Here is a 17,216-nt window from a genome sequence, read left to right as displayed (position 1 = left end):
GATCAGGCCGCCTCATTCACGGCGACGGGTTTGCCCAGCACCATGCCGGCGGCGCGCAGGCCAATCATCATCGACGGCGCATTGGTATTGCCGCCGATCAGCGTCGGCATGATCGAGGCATCGGCGACGCGCAGGTTCTGCAGGCCGCGCACAAGCAGTGTCGACGGATCGGTCACCGCCATCACATCCGTGCCCATCTTGCAGGTGCCGACGGGATGGAAGACGGTCAGCGCCTCGGCGCGCAGATAGGCGAGGATGTCGTCATCGCTTCGCACATTCGGTCCCGGCAGCATTTCCGGGCCGCGCAGGTCGTCGAAAGCCTTGTCGGCAAAGATCGAACGGGCGAACTTGATGCCTTCGACCAGCGTCAGCGCATCCTGCTCCTCCGAGAAGAACCGGTGGTCTATCTCCAGCACATTACTCCGCTTGAGCCGGATCTCGCCGATGCTTTTCGGCCGCAGCACGCAGGTATGCACCGCGTAGCCGTGTCCATATTCGATCAGCCGGCCGCGATGGCTGCGATAGCCAGGCACGAAATGGAACTGGATATCCGCCGGACCGTCGCCGGCATATTTCGTCCTGGCGAAACCGCCGGCCTCGACATAGTTGGTGGTCAGCATGCCGCGGCGGGCGCCGAAATATTTGAGAGGCGCCGCAAGCATCGCCGGCAGGTTTTGCGCCGAGAGCCCGAGCGTGCGGCGGCTCGACGAACGCACGGTGATCATGCCGTCGACATGGTCGCGCAGGTTCTTACCGACGCCCGGCAGGTCGACCTGTGGCGCGACGCCATTGCTGGAAAGCTCGCCGGCTGGGCCAATGCCCGAGGCGAGTAGCACGTGCGGCGAACCGATAGCGCCCGCTGACAGGACGACCTCGCCGCGGCAGCCGATCACTTCTTCCGCGCCGTTGCGGCGCACGCGCACGCCGGTGACTTTGCGGCCGTCAAGAATCAGCGACAACACTTCGGTCTCGGTGAGCGTCGTCAGGTTCCCGCGGCCTAGCACCGGCTTGACGAAGGCGGTATGGGCCGAGAAGCGCTGGCCCCTGTCCTGGGTGACGTTGTAGATACCGACGCCATACTGGCTTTCGGCGTTGAAATCGCGATTGTCAGGCAAGCCGACATGTTTGCCGGCTTCGACGAACACATTCGATACTTCGTTCGGGTCACGCGGATTGTCGACCAGCAGTTCGCCGGAGACGCCGTGATAAGCGGGGTCTTGCCCCAGCAGATTATGCTCGAAACTTTTGAATACCGGCAGCACGTCGGCATAGGACCAGCCGGCGCAGCCGAGCGCGGCCCATTCGTCATAGTCCTCGCGGGCACCGCGAATATAGATCATCGAATTGATGATGCTCGATCCGCCCAGCCCCTTGCCGCGATTGACGGGAATGCGGCGATTGTTGAGCTGCGGCTGCGGCACGCCGACAAAGGAATAATCGTAGCGCTTGCTGCCGTAAAGCGACAGGATGCCGGCCGGCACCCTGACACGCAGGCTGGCATCGCTGCCGCCACCCTCGATCAGGCAGACAGTCTTGCCCGGATCGCCGCTGAGGCGGTTGACAACAGCGCAGCCGGCAGAGCCCGCGCCGATGACGATATAGTCGAACGCAAGTTCACTCATGGCACTCTCCACGGATGTCGCCGGGCGGCTGCCCGTCAGTGAACGTCGTCCTCGTCGTTTTTGAGCAGACCGAGGATCTCACGCTTCATGGCGATGAATTCCGGCTCCAGCACCAGGTCAAAGCTGCGCGGCCGGGCGAAATTCACCTTGATCTCCTTCTTGATCAGTCCCGGGCGGCCGGACATGACCAGCACCCGGTCGCCAAGCAGGATGGCTTCCTCGATGTCATGGGTGACGAACAGCACCGTCTTCATCGAATGTTCCCAGACTCTCAGCAAGAGCGTCTGCATCGAATGCCGTGTCTGGCTGTCGAGCGCACCGAACGGCTCGTCCATCAGCAGCACTTCCGGGTCGTTTGCCAGCGCGCGGGCGATCGCTACGCGCTGCTTCATGCCGCCGGAAAGCTGCGACGGATAATGATTGGAGAATTTCGACAGGCCGACCTCGGCGAGATAGTGATCGACGATCTCCCTGCGCTCGCGCGCCGGCAACCCTTTGCGCTTGGGGCCGTATTCGACGTTCTGCGACACGGTCAGCCAGGGAAACAGCGTGTAGGACTGGAACACCATGCCCCGGTCGGCACCCGGTTCGCTGATCGGCCTGGGGCCGACGCGGATCGCGCCGCCGGTGCGGTCTTCGAGCCCGGCAATCAGGTAGAGCAGGCTCGATTTGCCGCAGCCGGAGGGGCCGACGATGACGCAGAATTCGTTCTTCTCGACATGCAGCGACAGTCCGCTCAGCGCGAGCACCGATCCTTTACCGGCGCCGTAGCGCAGTTCGACTTGATCGACGGAGATGTCGGAACTGTTATGATCCAATTTCGTGGCAGCCATCGTCTATTCCTAGTTCGCCCACGGAGCGGCGAGGCGGCGTATAAGCCGGAAAACCTGGTCGGTGGCGACGCCGAGAATGCCGATCGAAGCAACGGCCATGAAGATGACGTCGACCTGGAAGCCGCGCAATGCCTTCATCGAGATATAGCCGAGGCCGGCACTCGCTGCGACCAGTTCCGCTGCGACCACGTAGGTCCAGGCCCAACCCATGGTCACCCTGAGAATGTCGAGGATATTGGGCAGTGTGGCCGGCAGGACAATGTGAAACACCGTATCCTTGCGTCGTGTACCCAGCGTATAGGCCGCGTTGACCAGATCGCGTGGGACCGAGCGTCCCGCATCGGCGAACATCACTACCTGCTGGAAGAATGTGCCGAAGAAGATGACCGCGATCCGTTCCCAGATGCCGATGCCGATCCAGAGAATGAAGAGCGGGATAAGCGACGTGACCGGCAGGTAGCGGATGAAATTCACCAGGGGATCAAGCGTGGCTTGCACCACACGGTATGTTCCCATGAACAGGCCAAGCGGCACAGCGATAATGCTGGATATGACGAACCCGATCATCACGACTTCGATGCTAGCGCTGACATGTTCCCAGAGGGAACCATCCGAAGCCATGGCGAATGTTCTTTCCACCACGATGTCCGGACGTGGCAGGAAGATGCTTGGAACCAAGCCGGAATAGGTCACAAGGAACCAGACGGCGATCACGACGATCCAGATCACGATCGGCAGGCCGATTGTCAGGCCCCGCGGAATCTCTCGAAACGGCGTCGCAATGTCTTTTGAAAACGGTTTTTTACTCACAGGGAGGCGCTCCGTTTGCCCACGGACTGTCGGGGACCGGGACGGCGGACCGTCCCGGTAAACGGAGGTGTCACTTCAGGCCGAGATAGCTCGTATCGACGACGTCGTCATACTTGACGTCCATCTTCAGCTTGGAAAGCGCACCCCAGACTTCCTTGCCAAGCACGACGAGCTTGCCAGATTCGCCGTTGGCGCCGTCCTTGAAGAATTCCTTGTTGCGCGGTTCGCCATAAAAATTCACGCCGGCAGCCGAGGAAGCGAAATCCTTCGGGTCGGTCAGCCAGCCGCCGACGCCCTTGGCCATGATCTTGTAGGCGTCGTCCTGGTTGGTTTTGATATATTCATTGGCCTTGTAGAGGCCATAGACCAGCGCCTCGACATCTTTCGGATTGTTCTTGATATAGTCGCAGCGCAACGACACGACGTCGACGATGATGCCCGGCGTCTTAGAAGAATCCATCAGCACTTTGCCCTTGTTGGCCTTCTTGGCCAGCGTCAGGTGCGGTTCCCAGGTGACGGCGACGGGGATGCGGTCGGCCATGAAGGCCGCGGCGGCATCGTCGGCGGTCATGTTGGTGATCTTGACGTCCTTTTCGGACATGCCGTTCTGCTTCAAGAGGATGTCGAACCAGAACTGCGAGGTGGAGCCTTCGTTGATACCGACTTCCAGGCCCTTGAGATCCTTGAGGGAATTGGCCGTAGACGGGGCCAGCATGCCGTCGCCGCCATGGCTGTCGTCGAGCGCATAGACGGACTTGAAGCAGAATTCCGGCGAGCGGTATTTCAGGATTTCGTCGATCGTGCCGGCATCTCCGTCCATCTGGCCGGCGGCGACCGCGGCTTCCGCGATCGCATTGTCCTCGACGATCTGCAGGTCGATATCGAGGCCCTTTTCCTTGAAGTAGCCGAGATCGCGGGCGAGGAAGAGCGGGCCGTAACCGACCCAGGTGGTCATGCCGAGCTTCATCGTGCCGGCATGCGCGGCCGAGAAGGCGGTGAGAGCGACGCCAGCCGCAAGAGCGAGCTTGGCGAGACGCGAAGCGAGATTGGTCATGTACGTTCCCTCTGTTTTGCCTAAGGCTTGCCGTGTCAAAGCTGGCGTCTGCCCGATCTGCCTCCCAGTCAACATCAGGTCGCCGTCGAACTTCGCCGGATGTCGCAACAAAGCACTAATCCCGGCCGGTCAAAACAAGAATTTTTAGTAATCCTGATTAGGAAATTCCGAAGCATCAGGTCGGCTTGACCCAAGTTCCGCAAAATCGATCAGCTCAACGCTTCTTCTGGCCCATGGCAGGTGCCACCATGCCGGGGATATAGGCCTCCGAGATGAAGGACCGTGCATGGCCGGCAAAAGCCGTCAGCAGCCGTGATTTCTTGATCTGCTTCAACGTCGCAAGCCCGATCGTCATCGGCCGGTGCTCGCCGGAAAGGCGCACGCGCACCACCCGGCGGCCATCCAGTGCGACGTCGGAACGCGGTGTGACATTGGCCAGCGTGTAGCCATAGCCATTGGCGACCATGGTGCGGATCACGTCGGGATGGGCGATGCGGAAGGCGATGTTGGGTTGCAGGCCTTCCTTCATGAAGATTGCCAAAAAGTATTCGGCGCTAAGCGGCAAGTCGAGCAGGATCAGCGGTTCCTTCACCAATTCCTCCAGCGTCACCGCCGAATTGCGCGCCAGCGGATGGCTCTCGCCGACCACGGCATGTACCGGCAGATCCACCAACGGCGTGAATTCGATATCGGTCGGGATCTGCAGGTCATAGGAGATGGCGACATCGATCATTGCCTTGTGCAGACCGGAGAGCAGCGTTTCCTGATGGTCGGCATGCGGGCGGATGGAAGCATTCGGGAAGCCGGATTTGAACGACAGCGCCAGTTCCGGCAGGATCATCGGCGCCAGCGTCGTCAGGCAGCCGACATTGAGCTGGCCGCGCACTTCGTCACTGGCCTCGGATGCCACGGCATAGAGCGATTCCGCCTGCTCGATCAGCCRCTTGGCCTCGATCAGCATGATCCGCCCGGCCGGCGTCAGCGACAGGCCCTGCGCATGGTGGCGGACGAAAAGCTGGACATCCAGCTCCTGTTCGAGCTGCGAGATGGCCGTCGAGATCGACGGCTGCGAAATATTGATGCGCTCCGACGCCTGGGTGATGCTGCCGGTCTCGCCGGCGGCAATGAAATATTCGAGTTGGCGGAGGGTGAAGCGCATGGCGGCCGAATGGTTGGTGGCAAATGACGAGGGTCAGTAGTGAGTCGTCGGCCGTGCGTAGTCAATAGGAAGGCGCCGGACGAAGGCCATCATGCCTTTCGCCACCCCTACCTCGAAATATCCAAAGCAAGACTGAAATAAATCATTATTTCTCGAACCAGCGGTGTCGACTAACAATTTTTTGCCCTGCTGGTCTGCGGTTGGCCCCGCTGCTTTGCGGTTGGATGTCTCAAAAAAGGAGCCGGTGCATGACGGTTGAAAAAGTCGACACGCTCGTGGTCGGTGGCGGCCAGGCAGGGCTGGCGGCCAGCGAACATCTGACCAACAACAAGGTCCCGCATCTGGTGATCGAGCGGCACCGTATTGCCGAACGCTGGCGCAGCGAACGCTGGGATTCGCTGGTGGCGAACGGCCCGGCCTGGCATGATAGATTTCCGACCATGGCCTTTGATGGGCTTGATCCCGACAGCTTTGCCGCGCGTGACCAGATCGTCGACTATTTTGTCGCCTATGCGGAAAAGATGGCTGTGCCGATCCGCTGCGGCGTGGAGGTCACGGCACTTCATGAAATCGGCGACGGTTCGGGTTTTCGCGTTGAAACCAATCAGGGCACCATCGAAGCAAAGAATGTCATAGCGGCCACCGGACCGTTTCAAAAGCCGGTGATCCCAGCGATCTTGCCGGCTGACAGCGGCATCGTCCAGCTGCATTCTTCCGCCTATCGCAATCCCGGGCAATTGCCTGCGGGCGCCTGCCTGGTGATCGGCGCCGGCTCTTCCGGGGTACAGATCGCCGATGAACTGGTGAGGTCAGGTCGGACGGTCTATCTGTCGGTCGGTCCACACAACCGGCCTCCGCGGCGTTATCGCGGGCGTGATTTCGTCTGGTGGCTCGGCGCCCTGGGGCTCTGGGACGTCAAGACCAACGATCCAGCGCTGGAGCATGTGACAATCGCCGTGAGCGGTGCGCATGGCGGGCACACCGTTGATTTCCGCAAGCTCGCCGCCAGCGGGATTACCCTGGTCGGCCGTGCCGAGGCATATCAAGACAGCAAGATGCGTTTTGCCGTGGATCTGGCCAAGAATATCGCCGGAGGGGACGCGGACTATCTCTCGGTCCTGTCTGCCGCCGATGCCTATGCCGCCCGCGAAGGCCTGGATTTGCCGGAAGAGCCTGAGGCCCATGTTATCGGCGCGCTGCCTCAATGCGCCATCGATCCGATCCTGGAGCTCGATCTCGCCAAAGCGGATATTACCTCGATCATCTGGGCGACGGGATACCGGCTCGACTTCAGCTGGCTCAAGCTCGACGCTTTTGATGAGAAAGGCCGGCCTGCGCATCGTAACGGCGTTTCGAAAGTGCCCGGCCTCTACTTCCTCGGTCTGGCCTGGCTGTCGCGGAGGGCATCGCCCTTCATCTGGGGCGCGTGGCACGACGCAAAATACGTTGCCGAGCACATCGCTACCCGCCCCCGCTGACCGGGTGCTATAGGGTATCTTTCTGGACACTGGCGGCCGGCATCTCTAAAAGCGAAATCTCAGCTTGAAGAGGTGCGGTTGATGACCTTGTGTCCCTGCGGATCGGGGAAAGATTTCATGGCGTGCTGCGGCCCTCTGCTGGCCGGCAGGCCTGCACCGACGGCCGAGGCGCTGATGCGATCGCGCTACACCGCCTATGCGCAGGGAAATCTCGACTATATCGAGCGGACCTGCGCCGGCGAGGCAGCCCTTGCCTTCAATCGCGAGGAAGCGGCCAAGTCGATGCCCGGCACCGAGTGGGTCGGGTTGACAATCGAAGCAACGGAGGCCGGCGGCGAGGGCGATGATGCCGGCACGGTGACATTCACGGCGCGCTATCGCCAGAACACTCGCATCTTCACATTGTCGGAAACATCCCAATTCCGCCGGATCATGGGTGCCTGGCGCTATGTCAAAGGCGACGTCGCGGTCCGTGTGCAAAAGCCCGCCATTGCGCAGGTCGGCCGCAACGATCCCTGTCCCTGCGGATCGGGCAAGAAATACAAGAAATGCCACGGCGCAGGCTGAGCGCCTGCATTCATCCGGCCAGCCTGTCCGTCAGCTGCGATAGCATTGTCCGGCAGGCTTCGAGCTGCGGGACGGAAACGAATTCATCCGGCTTATGGCCCTGGTCCATGCTGCCGGGGCCACAGACGATAGCCGTGGTCTGCAGCGCCTCCTGGAACAATCCGCCTTCGGTGCCGAACGCGACCTTGATGCGGTTCGACTGACCGGAAAGCGCAATCGCCTCCTTGGTCACCGCACCCGTCGTATCCGTGCCGAGACCCGGATATTCGTTGAAAATCTCGATCCTGATATCGGCCTCGGGAAACTGGTTGCGCGCCTTGCCGGCGATACGGCCGGCGCGCTCGAAGAATTCGTCGAGGATTTTCTTGGGGTCGTCGCCGGCGATGTTGCGGATTTCAAACAGCATTTCGCAATTGTCCGGTACGATGTTGAGCGCCGTGCCACCCTTGATCACGCCGGCATGCAGTGTCGTATAGGGCACGTCATAGTCCGGATCACGTCGTCCCGTCGCTTCGAGATCGGCCTGCATGGCGCGAATTTCAGTCAGGAAATCCGCAGCGAGATGAATGGCGTTGAGGCCGGTGGGCGCCAGCGCCGAATGGGCGGCGTGGCCACAGCAGATCGCCTTCATCCCGGTCTTGCCCTTGTGGCCGGTCGCCACCGCCATGGAGGTCGGCTCGCCGATCAGCACCCATTCCGGCCGGATGCCTGCGGCTGCCAGTTCCGTCAGCATCGGGCGGACGCCGACGCAGCCGATTTCCTCGTCATAGGACAGCGCCAGATGCAGCGGCCGGGTGAGCGCCCGGCTCTTCGCGGCGACGAAGGCCTCGATGGCGCAGGCGATAAACCCCTTCATGTCGGCGGTGCCACGGCCGAAAAGCCGGTCATCGCGACGGATCATGCGGAACGGATCGCTGGTCCAGGCCTGGCCTTCGACGGGGACGACATCGGTATGACCTGACAGCACCACCCCGCCCGAACCTTCGGGCCCGATCGTGGCAAAGAGCGAGGCGCGGTCGCCACTCTCATGCGGAAAGAGCCGCGACGGGATGCCTTCAGCCGTCAAAAGGTCGGCGACATAGCGGATCAGGTCGATATTGCCGTCGCGGCTGACGGTTGGGAAGGCGATCAGCCGGTCGAGAAGGGTCAGGGCCTGGTCCATGCGCTCTCCAGTTCAGTCCAGCGGCGGAAGTTCAGCGATCTTGCCCGGAACGATACCTCATCGCCCGTCACGGGCGGACCGTCAAGCTCTTCCGCGTAGCGCGGTCTGCGCCCGTCGCGTGCCCGAGTGGGCATCTCATCCATGATCGCTCTCCTTGATGCCGAAAAGCCGAAACAGATCAGGCCGGCGTGATGGAATCGAGGAAATCGCTGACGATGTCGCCGCCATCTTCCGGCTCGCTGCCGACCATGGTGGCGACGGCAAAGGCGATCAGCGACGAGACGGGATCGTGAGTAGCGACGCCGGCGCGCAAATTCATTACCAGCGTCGGGCAGAGGAAAAGCGCCGAGCGAACCACGTCACGCCAATCGGCCGGAAGCATGTCCCTCGTTTTCAATTCGGCCAGCAGAGGCCGCCACAGACACTGCGCCTTCACATCGAGCAGGGCATGGCGGACCGGGCTGAGTGCCCAGTCGGTATCGAGATGAAGCATGCCGGCTTCGTAGCGCGCCTCGCCTTTGAAGCGCATAGCAGCTTCGGTCGGGTCATAGAGCCAGAAGGGATGGGCAAAGATATTGTGGAAGGTCGTCTTCACCTCGGCCAGCAGGCTGGGCATGTGCTCTCCGGCAAAGGCCGGATCGAAATAGCAAAGTGCGGCGTGATCGCCCTCGGCCGAATACCAGACATTGGCATTGTGCGCATCGCCATGCGCCACGACCCCGCCGGCATGGAACAATTGCTCCGGTAGCAGCAGCCTGGCGGCGCGGTCGAAGAGCTCGCCGATCGTGTGTCGATAGCGGATGCCATTGACCACGATGCGGGCATTGGAAAATTCGTTCCAACCCAGTGTCACGCCGGGAAACGCAAATTGCTGTCCGACATAGAAATTCCGATAGCGCCGGCCCGGATAGGTACCCTCCGGCAAATCCACCAGCCGTTCGTAGAACAGCCGATGGACAGGTTCCGCGGCGGCCTGCCGAGGCGTGATCGGGTGCAGCGTGCGGCGATAGACCGCCAGCAGYTTTTCAGAAAGATTGCGTTCTGCCGCGACTGCGAGCGCTTCGGCTTTGTCATCCGGCACAAGGTCGAGCGTCCGGAGCACGTCTGAAAAACGGGGATCGCTGCGACGGCGATAGATTAGGATCTGCTCGCCGGGCAGCGCCGACATATATACCGGTTGATCCACCGGCAGGCCGGCACGGGCGAGGATGTCGGCACGGTAATATTCGCCGGACATCGCCTCCTCACCCTCTTCCTGGTGGAATTTGAAGAAGAAGTGCTGCCCATCGGCCTCGAAAAATCCATTCAGCGAATTGAGGCTGTATTGGTCGTGGTTGATGGCAATCGCGCATGCGTCGAGATCGAAAAGTTCACGCAGAAGGTCCGCCAACAGCAGGACGGCCCTGGCCTCGTCCATGCGGGCCAGCCGTCGGATTTCGGCGGTGCGGCTGGTGCTCATCGATCACCGACGCGGATGATGGTCTTCAGGCCTGTCGCTTCACCCGCGAGAAGTCGGCGATAGGCTTCCGGCACCTCATCGATATCGATTTCGCGGTCGATCAACCGCAGGAGAGCATCGGCGAGATCGGGCAGCATCGCCACCACCTCCGGAAGCTCATCGGCAAAGGCATGGCAGCCGATCAGCGCGATTTCGCGTTCGACCAACAGGTTGGGGTCAAGATCCACATGGCCATGCGTGATGCCGACCAGCGCCAGCGAACCGCTGCCGGCCAGGAGATCGAACACTGTCTTCAGGACAGCGATATTGCCGGTGGCATCGAGGGCATGGCGCAATGCCTTCCCATCGAGTGATGCCGCAATCGCGTCCGGCTCCAGGTCCACGGCAGCAGCGCCGGTGACGTCCGCGACGCGCCTGGCGCGCGCCGCGTTTCGATCGGCGACCAGCAAAGGACCATCATGCAGTCGTGAAAGAAGCAAGGCTGCAAGACCGCCGATCGGCCCGCAGCCGACGATCAGGACCGGCTCACCGGATGGCACGGCTTGTCTACGCACGGCATGCAACGCCACGGCCAGGGGTTCGGCCATGGCTGCGACACGCGGATCCAGCACAGGATCATGCCTGACCACCAGCCGCGCCGGCAATGCCGTCTCCTCGGCAAAGCCGCCATCGCAGACCTCGCCGACGAAACCGAGATGCAGGCAGACATTGCGCCTCCCGCTCAGGCATGCCGGGCATTCGCCGCACCAGAAGCGGCTGTCGGCAACGACGGTGTCCCCAATCGCAAAGCCGGAGACATCCGCGGCGACTTCGGTGACGATGCCGGCAAACTCGTGGCCTGCAACCGAGGGCGAGCGGCTGATCCACTGGCCGGTGCGGAAATTATGCAAGTCGGAGCCGCAGATGCCGGCAGCAGCCACGGCGATGCGCAGAGAGCCGGGCGCAAGCGCACCGGGAGGATCGATGGTTTCGACCCGGAGATCGCCTGCCGCATAGAGCCGCGCCGCCTTCATCCCAAACCCTCAGAGATACTTTTTGCGGACATCGGAGACCGCATGTTCATGCGAGGAAAAGCCTTCATAGCGCGCCAAAGTCCAGGCGTGCTTGGCGAATTCCGGATAGGCCGACGCAGTAACATAGCCGACGGACGAGCGCTTGACGAAATCGGTGACCGAAAGTGGCCCGTAGGTGCGCGCCCAGCGGCTGGTTGGCAGCACGCAATTCGGCCCGAGGCCGAAATTGCCGATCGAGACAGGCGTATACGGCCCCATGAGAACTTCCGCCGCTTCGGTTATATGGCCGAGATGGGTGAAGGGATCGGTCGAGAGAATTTCCAGATGTTCCGGCGCATAGTCGTTGACGAAGCGATAGCTTTCCTCGACCGACTGCGTCAGGATCACCCCGCCGCATTTGCCCGTCAGTACCGCCGTCGAGTAGGCGACGCGCTGCTCCGTCATCCGGCCCCAATGCTCCGGTAGCGCTGCCAGCGCTTCTTCCACCACACGGCGGCTGTGGGTGACGAGATAGGCCGACGAATCCGGCCCGTGTTCCGCTTCGATCAGGAGGTCAAGCGCCGCAAGCCCGCCCTTGACCGTGTCGTCGGCGAAGATGATCGCTTCCGACGGACCGGCAGGCAGGCCGGGATCGATGACGCCGGACAGCAGCCGCTTGGCGGCGACCACCCAGGGGCTGCCTGGGCCGACGATCTTCATCGCCGGCTTGATCGTCTCCGTGCCATAGGCGACGGCGGCGACGGCCTGTGCGCCACCAACCTTGTAGACGGTCTCGACGCCCGCAAGCCTTGCTGCGACCAGCGTCGCGGCATCGACGGAACCGTCCGGCACCGGCGGCGTCACGATCGCCAGTTCCGGCACGCCGGCGACGACTGCCGGCACCGCCGTCATCATCGTCACCGACGGGAAGGCGCCCTTGCCGCGCGGGATATAGAGCGCCACCGATTTGATCGGCGTGAAGCGGTCGCCGGCATAGGCGCCGGGCCGCATTTCTTTGAGCCACATCGGCTCCGGTCTCTGTTCCTCGTGGAAGCGGCGGATATTGTCGATGCCGAAGCGGATGGCTTCGATCACCTCCGGGTCGACCTTGTCAAATGCTGCATCGAATTCCGCTTCGCTTGCCCTCAGGCTGCCGATATTGACATCGGCTTTGTCGAGATCGCGTGCGAAACGCACCAGCGCTGCGTCGCCCTCCGTCCGCACCGCCTCGATGATCGGCTTCACCTTGTCGATGAAACCGGAAAGGTCGGTTTCAGAGCGTTTCAGCAAGTCAGCGCGGCCGGCTTCGTCGAGCGTGGAGAGATCATGGAAGGAGACGTCGGACATCGGAATTTCCTTGGGACTGGGTCAGATCGAGGCGAGATAGCCGCCGTCGATGGGGATACAGGTGCCGGTGATGTAGGCCGAGGCATCACTGGCGAGGAAGACGACAGCGCCCGCGACATCCTCCATCGCTCCGAAGCGGCGTTGCGGGATTTTCGCCAGCATCGCCTGCTGCCAGTCCTCGTCCTTGTAGAACATATCGGTCATGGCGGTGCGGAAATAGCCGGGCGCAATGGCGTTGACACGAATGCCGAGGCCGGCCCACTCGGTGGCCAGCGCGTGGGTCATGCCCATCAGGCCGGATTTGGAGGAGCCATAGGGTACGGCGGTCGGCACGCCGACATAGGAGGTGAGCGAGCAGAGATTGACGATCGCACCGCCCGTGCCGAGATCGCGCATGCAGCGCGCGGCTGCCTGGGCAGCGAAGAAGGCGCCCTTGAGATTGGTATCGACGATCTTGTCCCAGAGCAGCTCGTCGACATCGAGCGACGGCCGCACATCCTCATGGCCGGCATTGTTGACGAGAATATCGAGCCCGCCCAGTGCATCGGCCGCTTCGGCAATCACGCTGCCGCAGGCTTCGACATCGCGCACGTCGAGTTCAAACGGATGAACCGAGCGACCGAGCGCTTTTATCCGGCGGGCGGTCTCCCTCAGAGACTCGACGTCGCGCGCGGTGATCGCAACATCGGCCCCGGCGCCCGCCAGTGCCTCGGCAATCGCCTGCCCCAGGCCGCGGCTGGCGCCGGTGACGATCGCCTTACGGCCGGAAAGATCGAAAAGTGCGGGAATATTTTGCAATCCAAGCCTCTCGCATTCGCATCGGGCGGCATAGGATCACCTCCGGCAAAAACTGTCCAGATGGATTTGGCGAGGCGGAACGTCGGATTTTCCAAGGCGACGCATTGCTCGCTTGGAGACGCTGCCCTCTTCACCCCGCCAAGCAGGCGACCGGTCCTCGGTCAGCGTCCGGCATCCAAGCGTTCCAGACAGTATCGGTCGACGCCCCTACTCTACCGGCTCCACGACACCGGTCGCCGTATTCTCCGGCACCGCGCGCCAGACCGCCCGGTCGAGCGGGGCGATGACCGGATTGCGGCCCTTGGCGTAGCTCTGCTCGCCGACGACGAGGCGATAAGCCTTGTCGAGCATGAGCGCGCGCGTCGCCGACGGGTCGGTGAATGCGCCGATATGCTTTGCCAGCGCGGCGATTGCCTGGTCGTCCGCCTTGCCGTCCGGAAAGAAGTGCGCGATCGCCTCGGTATTGGCGCGGAACTCGTCTGAGCCGTGGTTGCGCTTGAGATAGGTGGCATATTCTCCGCCGGAATTGACCGCCGGCCGGTCCGGCTGATCGCCCAAGGCAAAACCCTGGTTCCAGTGGAACCAACCCCGGCGCGGCTGGTCCAGCTTGCGCGCGTAGGAGAAGATCGTATCCGTCGGGCGGCCGATGCCGGCATGGCAGCCTGCACAGGTCAGGCTTTCCTCAAACGTCTGCGGGCGCAGCGTGCCGCCCGCATCTTCGATAAAGCCCTGATAGCGCCAGCCGGTGCCGGTGGCGATGCCGGATTCCACATCACCATGGAAGGTTTCCGGACTGTCCGGATTGTCGTGTTCTTCGCGCAGCTCGTTCATCGCCTGTTCGAGCAGGGATGAATATGTCCGCCAGCCGGTCTTGCGGGCATAGCGCAATTCCTTGAGGCGGGCGGCAGGCCTGACGGAACCGTCTGCGGCGACATCGAGATAGCGCAGGCTGTGGATGAATTCGGTGCCCTCCGGAAACAGGCCGGCCGCCAGATGCACCTTGCCGGCCGCCAGTTCCAGACGCGCCCGACCGACATAGGACATAGTGACACCATGGCGCGGATCGAAGGCGTAGACGACCCGGTGGGCGATGGCCAGCCTGCCGTCGCGGTCGAGGTCAACACCGAGAGCCCGCTCGTCGACCTGACTGATCCCGACATCGGCGCGCTTGACCAGTGCCTCTATGACGGCGAGGTTGACGTCGTAGACCGCCCAGTCGGTCGCGCCGTCCTCGCGCTCGCGAAATGTTTGCGGCAGGCGGATCATGACGTCGTCGGCCGATCCATTGGCGGGCAGAAAGGAGCCCGGCAGGGGCAGGTAGCCATAGGCGCGCCAGCCGGTTCGCCTTCCGTCCGGCGCGATGTCGAAACCTTGGCTGTCGAATGAAAAATAGACGTCGGGACGGTAGCCGGACCATGCGCCATCGCCGTTGACGTCCCAGCCCGCCGGCGGATGCTCCAGGCGTCCGGCGAGTTCCGGCCGGCCCATGCCATCATGGTAATTGTCGGTGCGGACATAGGCGAGGATATCGCTGTCGGGGATCACTGCGATCGCCGCCCGGCGGTCCACGAACAAGTTCGGCCAATGGTTGGCCAGTGCCGGATCGGAGAAATCGTAATGGGTCTGCAGATCGCTATCGTCTGCATAATTCGGCTCCGCAGACTTGATATGGCAGGCATAGCAGGGATTGTGCACCAGACCGCTGGTTTCGGTCCGCGTATAGCATTGCGGCGGGATGTAGGCGAAAGGGTTAGCCGGATTCTCCGAACGCAGATCCGTGAGTTCGCCCGGACTGGCGGCAACGGCAAATCCTGCGGCAGCCATGGACGAAATGGCTGCCGCAAGCACCGCCCGCAAATGTGCGCGCGTCATTGTCAAGACCTGTCTCCGGATCAATCCGCGAGCGCCGGCATCGGGCCGATATAGCCCATATAGGCCTTGGAATCGGCCGGCGAACGGAGTTTGTCCTCGTCCGATTCGCCATACGGATGTTGGACGACATTCATCAGATAGGCATGACCCTGGACGTTCGGATAGATATAGACCGAGGTCGTTTCCGAGCCGTAGGGGGTCGTCTCGATGCGGGTCAGCTTCTTGGTGTCGAGGTCCATCGACCAGATGGCATCGTTCTGGTGGCCGCTTTCGGTATCTTCGCCGATGATCAGCGTGTTGTGCCCCGGCACATAGGTGAGGTTGTCAGGGTTGGCGAGACCGTCCATGTCGCAGGTATTGCCGGCGAACGGGCTGCTGTCCGGATATTTCGTCGGCTTGCCGGTGATCATCGCCTTCATGTTGGTGGCGACGAAATCCTTGTCGAGATCGAGCGAATAGACCCCACCGCATTCATTATAGGCCACCTTGATGTGGTTGGCCGACGGCAGGTCGAAATTCTTGGCCGCCTTGCCCTTCTTGGACATGTCTTCCATGCCGTTGGCGATCTCGCTGATCGAGATATAGAGACGATGGTGGTCCGGATCGTAGGTGACGCCCTCCTCCTTGCGGATTTCTGTCGTGGCGCCCTTGATCGCGGCATAGCGTCGGGTTTCGAGGCGCGAGGCGGCGAACTCCATGCCGTCCTTGACCTTCAGGCATTCCTTGACGCCATTGGCTGAAGAACCGGTGAAGCCTGCAGGACATTGGCCATCATCACCCATCTTGGCGGTTGCAAAAATATCGGAGAACTTGGTGTCCTTGTCGATGAGCGCCTTGACATCGGCCGATTTGCCGCCGCCAAGATCGACCCAGATGAGATTGGCGGCACCGCCGTTCTCGGCGCTCGTCTGCTCCCACTTGGCGGCATAGAGATGGCCCAAATCAAGCTTGCCTGCCTCGTCGGCGACGAAGCGGAACAGGCCGACATTGGTGCCGTCATCGGTCATGTAGACCGTCTTCCGGTCAGGCATGACATAGCCGAGTTCATGCGAGAAGCGGCCCATGGCATAGTGCTTCACAGCCGTGCCCTTGCCGGAATCATCAACGGAGATTTCGGTGATGAAGCCGTAGCGGTAGGGGTTGAAGACTTTGCGGAAGCCGTCCATGTCGGCGGACGCGCTCATCGCGTCATAGCCGAAATAAAGCGCCATCGGCTTGGCATAATTGTCGAGCTTGGAAAGCGTGGCGGTCGTTTCGATCACTTCGGCGTCCGGCTCATATTCCTCGCTGCCGAGATGCGTGCCCCAGGGCGTGACGGAACCTGCGCAGGGAACCCAGAGACCGCCGAATTCGGCAAAATCGACCGGCGATGTCTTGACCGCCTTGAGCTCGCCGCTGTCGCCATCCTTGGCGACCTCCGTGACATAGATTGCCGCCGGCCGCGTCTCGAAATGCGAAACGACGTAGAGTTTGCCGTCCTTCTGCAGGATGGAGGAGAAGTCCGTGGCGTTGGAAATCATCGGCGCCCCGTCATTGCCTAGGATCGGCTTGCCGGACTGATCGAGAATGAGGCCGAACGTGCCGTCGCCAATCTTGTCGCCGGAACGGACGAGCGGCGTGAAGCCGATCCTGGCGGCTTTGCCGTCGACCGTGACCGCGGCGGTGGCGCGGACTTCGCGCTTCTCCTTGTCCGTGACCGGCGCTTCGATGCCAGTGAAGGTCATCGATTCGGCGGCGAAGCTGTTGGCATGGCTAGCGGACAGCGCGATGGCTGCCGTCGTGGCGAGCAACATGGTTCTGATCATCGTCGTGGATCCCTGACGGTTGCTGAAGGTTCAGTACTGCTTGATAAAACGCAAGCTTGTGACAGGTTAGGCTGGTCACCTGACAGCGATGTGACGGACACAGCACGCTTATAGCAAATTCGTCATATTCAACAATCAATCACGACCGCGCGTGCGGCTACCTGCCGGTCGTCGCGGCCTTCGAGCCGCTACGGCAATCATGCATCCCGTTCAAAGCCGAACGGGTGCGGGCGGGAAAAAGGTCGGGCGTTCGAACGG

The 17,216-nt window shown here is 61.9% G+C and carries 14 protein-coding genes; 2 read left to right on the top strand and 12 right to left on the bottom strand.

Features of this window, described 5'->3' with window-relative positions:
• Window positions 1-2: 2 nt before the first annotated feature.
• From AC1D06_RS09355 to AC1D06_RS09335, 5 genes are all read right to left on the bottom strand, one after another.
• Complete coding sequence (locus AC1D06_RS09355) at window positions 3-1,622, bottom strand: GMC family oxidoreductase (RefSeq protein WP_477985999.1); 1,620 nt, start codon at window positions 1,620-1,622, stop codon at window positions 3-5.
• Window positions 1,623-1,657: 35 nt separating this feature from the next.
• Entirely contained in the window at window positions 1,658-2,455 is a 798-nt protein-coding gene (locus AC1D06_RS09350) for an ABC transporter ATP-binding protein (protein ID WP_477875978.1), read from the bottom strand.
• A 9-nt stretch (window positions 2,456-2,464) separates the two neighbouring features.
• Window positions 2,465-3,265 (bottom strand): ABC transporter permease, encoded by an 801-nt coding sequence (locus AC1D06_RS09345; protein WP_477985998.1) that lies wholly within the window; start codon window positions 3,263-3,265, stop codon window positions 2,465-2,467.
• Window positions 3,266-3,335: 70 nt separating this feature from the next.
• Window positions 3,336-4,319 (bottom strand): ABC transporter substrate-binding protein, encoded by a 984-nt coding sequence (locus tag AC1D06_RS09340; RefSeq protein WP_477875976.1) that lies wholly within the window; start codon window positions 4,317-4,319, stop codon window positions 3,336-3,338.
• A gap of 214 nt (window positions 4,320-4,533) precedes the next feature.
• Window positions 4,534-5,478 carry a LysR family transcriptional regulator gene (locus AC1D06_RS09335; RefSeq protein WP_477985997.1) on the bottom strand — a complete coding sequence of 315 codons (945 nt, stop codon included), beginning with the start codon at window positions 5,476-5,478 and terminating at the stop codon, window positions 4,534-4,536.
• A gap of 248 nt (window positions 5,479-5,726) precedes the next feature.
• On the opposite strand from AC1D06_RS09335, the gene AC1D06_RS09330 reads away from it, so the two are divergent.
• Entirely contained in the window at window positions 5,727-6,956 is a 1,230-nt protein-coding gene (locus tag AC1D06_RS09330; protein ID WP_477875974.1) for a flavin-containing monooxygenase, read from the top strand.
• Between the two features lie 81 nt (window positions 6,957-7,037).
• A complete protein-coding gene (locus tag AC1D06_RS09325) occupies window positions 7,038-7,523 on the top strand; it encodes a YchJ family protein (RefSeq protein ID WP_477875973.1) in 486 nt (161 codons plus the stop codon).
• 10 nt (window positions 7,524-7,533) lie between these two features.
• Here the strand turns inward: AC1D06_RS09325 and argE are convergent, their stop codons facing one another.
• From argE to AC1D06_RS09290, 7 genes are all read right to left on the bottom strand, one after another.
• Window positions 7,534-8,685, bottom strand: coding sequence for an acetylornithine deacetylase (gene argE, locus AC1D06_RS09320; RefSeq protein WP_477875972.1), 1,152 nt, complete (start codon window positions 8,683-8,685; stop codon window positions 7,534-7,536).
• 178 nt (window positions 8,686-8,863) lie between these two features.
• Window positions 8,864-10,102: a hypothetical protein gene (locus AC1D06_RS09315; protein ID WP_477986073.1), complete on the bottom strand. Its 1,239-nt coding sequence runs from the start codon at window positions 10,100-10,102 to the stop codon at window positions 8,864-8,866.
• Window positions 10,103-10,140: 38 nt separating this feature from the next.
• On the bottom strand, window positions 10,141-11,157 hold the full coding sequence (locus tag AC1D06_RS09310; RefSeq protein ID WP_477985996.1) for a zinc-dependent alcohol dehydrogenase: 1,017 nt from the start codon (window positions 11,155-11,157) through the stop codon (window positions 10,141-10,143).
• A gap of 9 nt (window positions 11,158-11,166) precedes the next feature.
• Window positions 11,167-12,483, bottom strand: a complete 1,317-nt coding sequence (gene hisD, locus AC1D06_RS09305; protein WP_477985995.1) for a histidinol dehydrogenase — start codon at window positions 12,481-12,483, stop codon at window positions 11,167-11,169.
• Window positions 12,484-12,504: 21 nt separating this feature from the next.
• Window positions 12,505-13,272, bottom strand: coding sequence for an SDR family NAD(P)-dependent oxidoreductase (locus AC1D06_RS09300; RefSeq protein WP_477986072.1), 768 nt, complete (start codon window positions 13,270-13,272; stop codon window positions 12,505-12,507).
• Between the two features lie 216 nt (window positions 13,273-13,488).
• Window positions 13,489-15,159, bottom strand: a complete 1,671-nt coding sequence (locus AC1D06_RS09295; RefSeq protein WP_477985994.1) for a hypothetical protein — start codon at window positions 15,157-15,159, stop codon at window positions 13,489-13,491.
• A gap of 14 nt (window positions 15,160-15,173) precedes the next feature.
• A complete protein-coding gene (locus tag AC1D06_RS09290) occupies window positions 15,174-16,958 on the bottom strand; it encodes a PhoX family protein (protein WP_477985993.1) in 1,785 nt (594 codons plus the stop codon).
• Window positions 16,959-17,216: the final 258 nt, after the last annotated feature.

Source organism: Rhizobium sp. P2_G2, from assembly GCF_056403555.1.
This window is presented reverse-complemented; position numbering and strand designations above follow the sequence as displayed.

Bases quoted from the DNA above. Each gene is read 5' to 3' on its own strand.
- AC1D06_RS09355 (WP_477985999.1), bottom strand. From the start codon at position 1,622: ATGAGTGAACTTGCGTTCGACTATATCGTCATCGGCGCGGGCTCTGCC.
- AC1D06_RS09350 (WP_477875978.1), bottom strand. From the start codon at position 2,455: ATGGCTGCCACGAAATTGGATCATAACAGTTCCGACATCTCCGTCGAT.
- AC1D06_RS09340 (WP_477875976.1), bottom strand. From the start codon at position 4,319: ATGACCAATCTCGCTTCGCGTCTCGCCAAGCTCGCTCTTGCGGCTGGC.
- AC1D06_RS09330 (WP_477875974.1), top strand. From the start codon at position 5,727: ATGACGGTTGAAAAAGTCGACACGCTCGTGGTCGGTGGCGGCCAGGCA.
- AC1D06_RS09325 (WP_477875973.1), top strand. From the start codon at position 7,038: ATGACCTTGTGTCCCTGCGGATCGGGGAAAGATTTCATGGCGTGCTGC.
- argE (WP_477875972.1), bottom strand. From the start codon at position 8,685: ATGGACCAGGCCCTGACCCTTCTCGACCGGCTGATCGCCTTCCCAACC.
- AC1D06_RS09310 (WP_477985996.1), bottom strand. From the start codon at position 11,157: ATGAAGGCGGCGCGGCTCTATGCGGCAGGCGATCTCCGGGTCGAAACC.
- hisD (WP_477985995.1), bottom strand. From the start codon at position 12,483: ATGTCCGACGTCTCCTTCCATGATCTCTCCACGCTCGACGAAGCCGGC.
- AC1D06_RS09290 (WP_477985993.1), bottom strand. From the start codon at position 16,958: ATGATCAGAACCATGTTGCTCGCCACGACGGCAGCCATCGCGCTGTCC.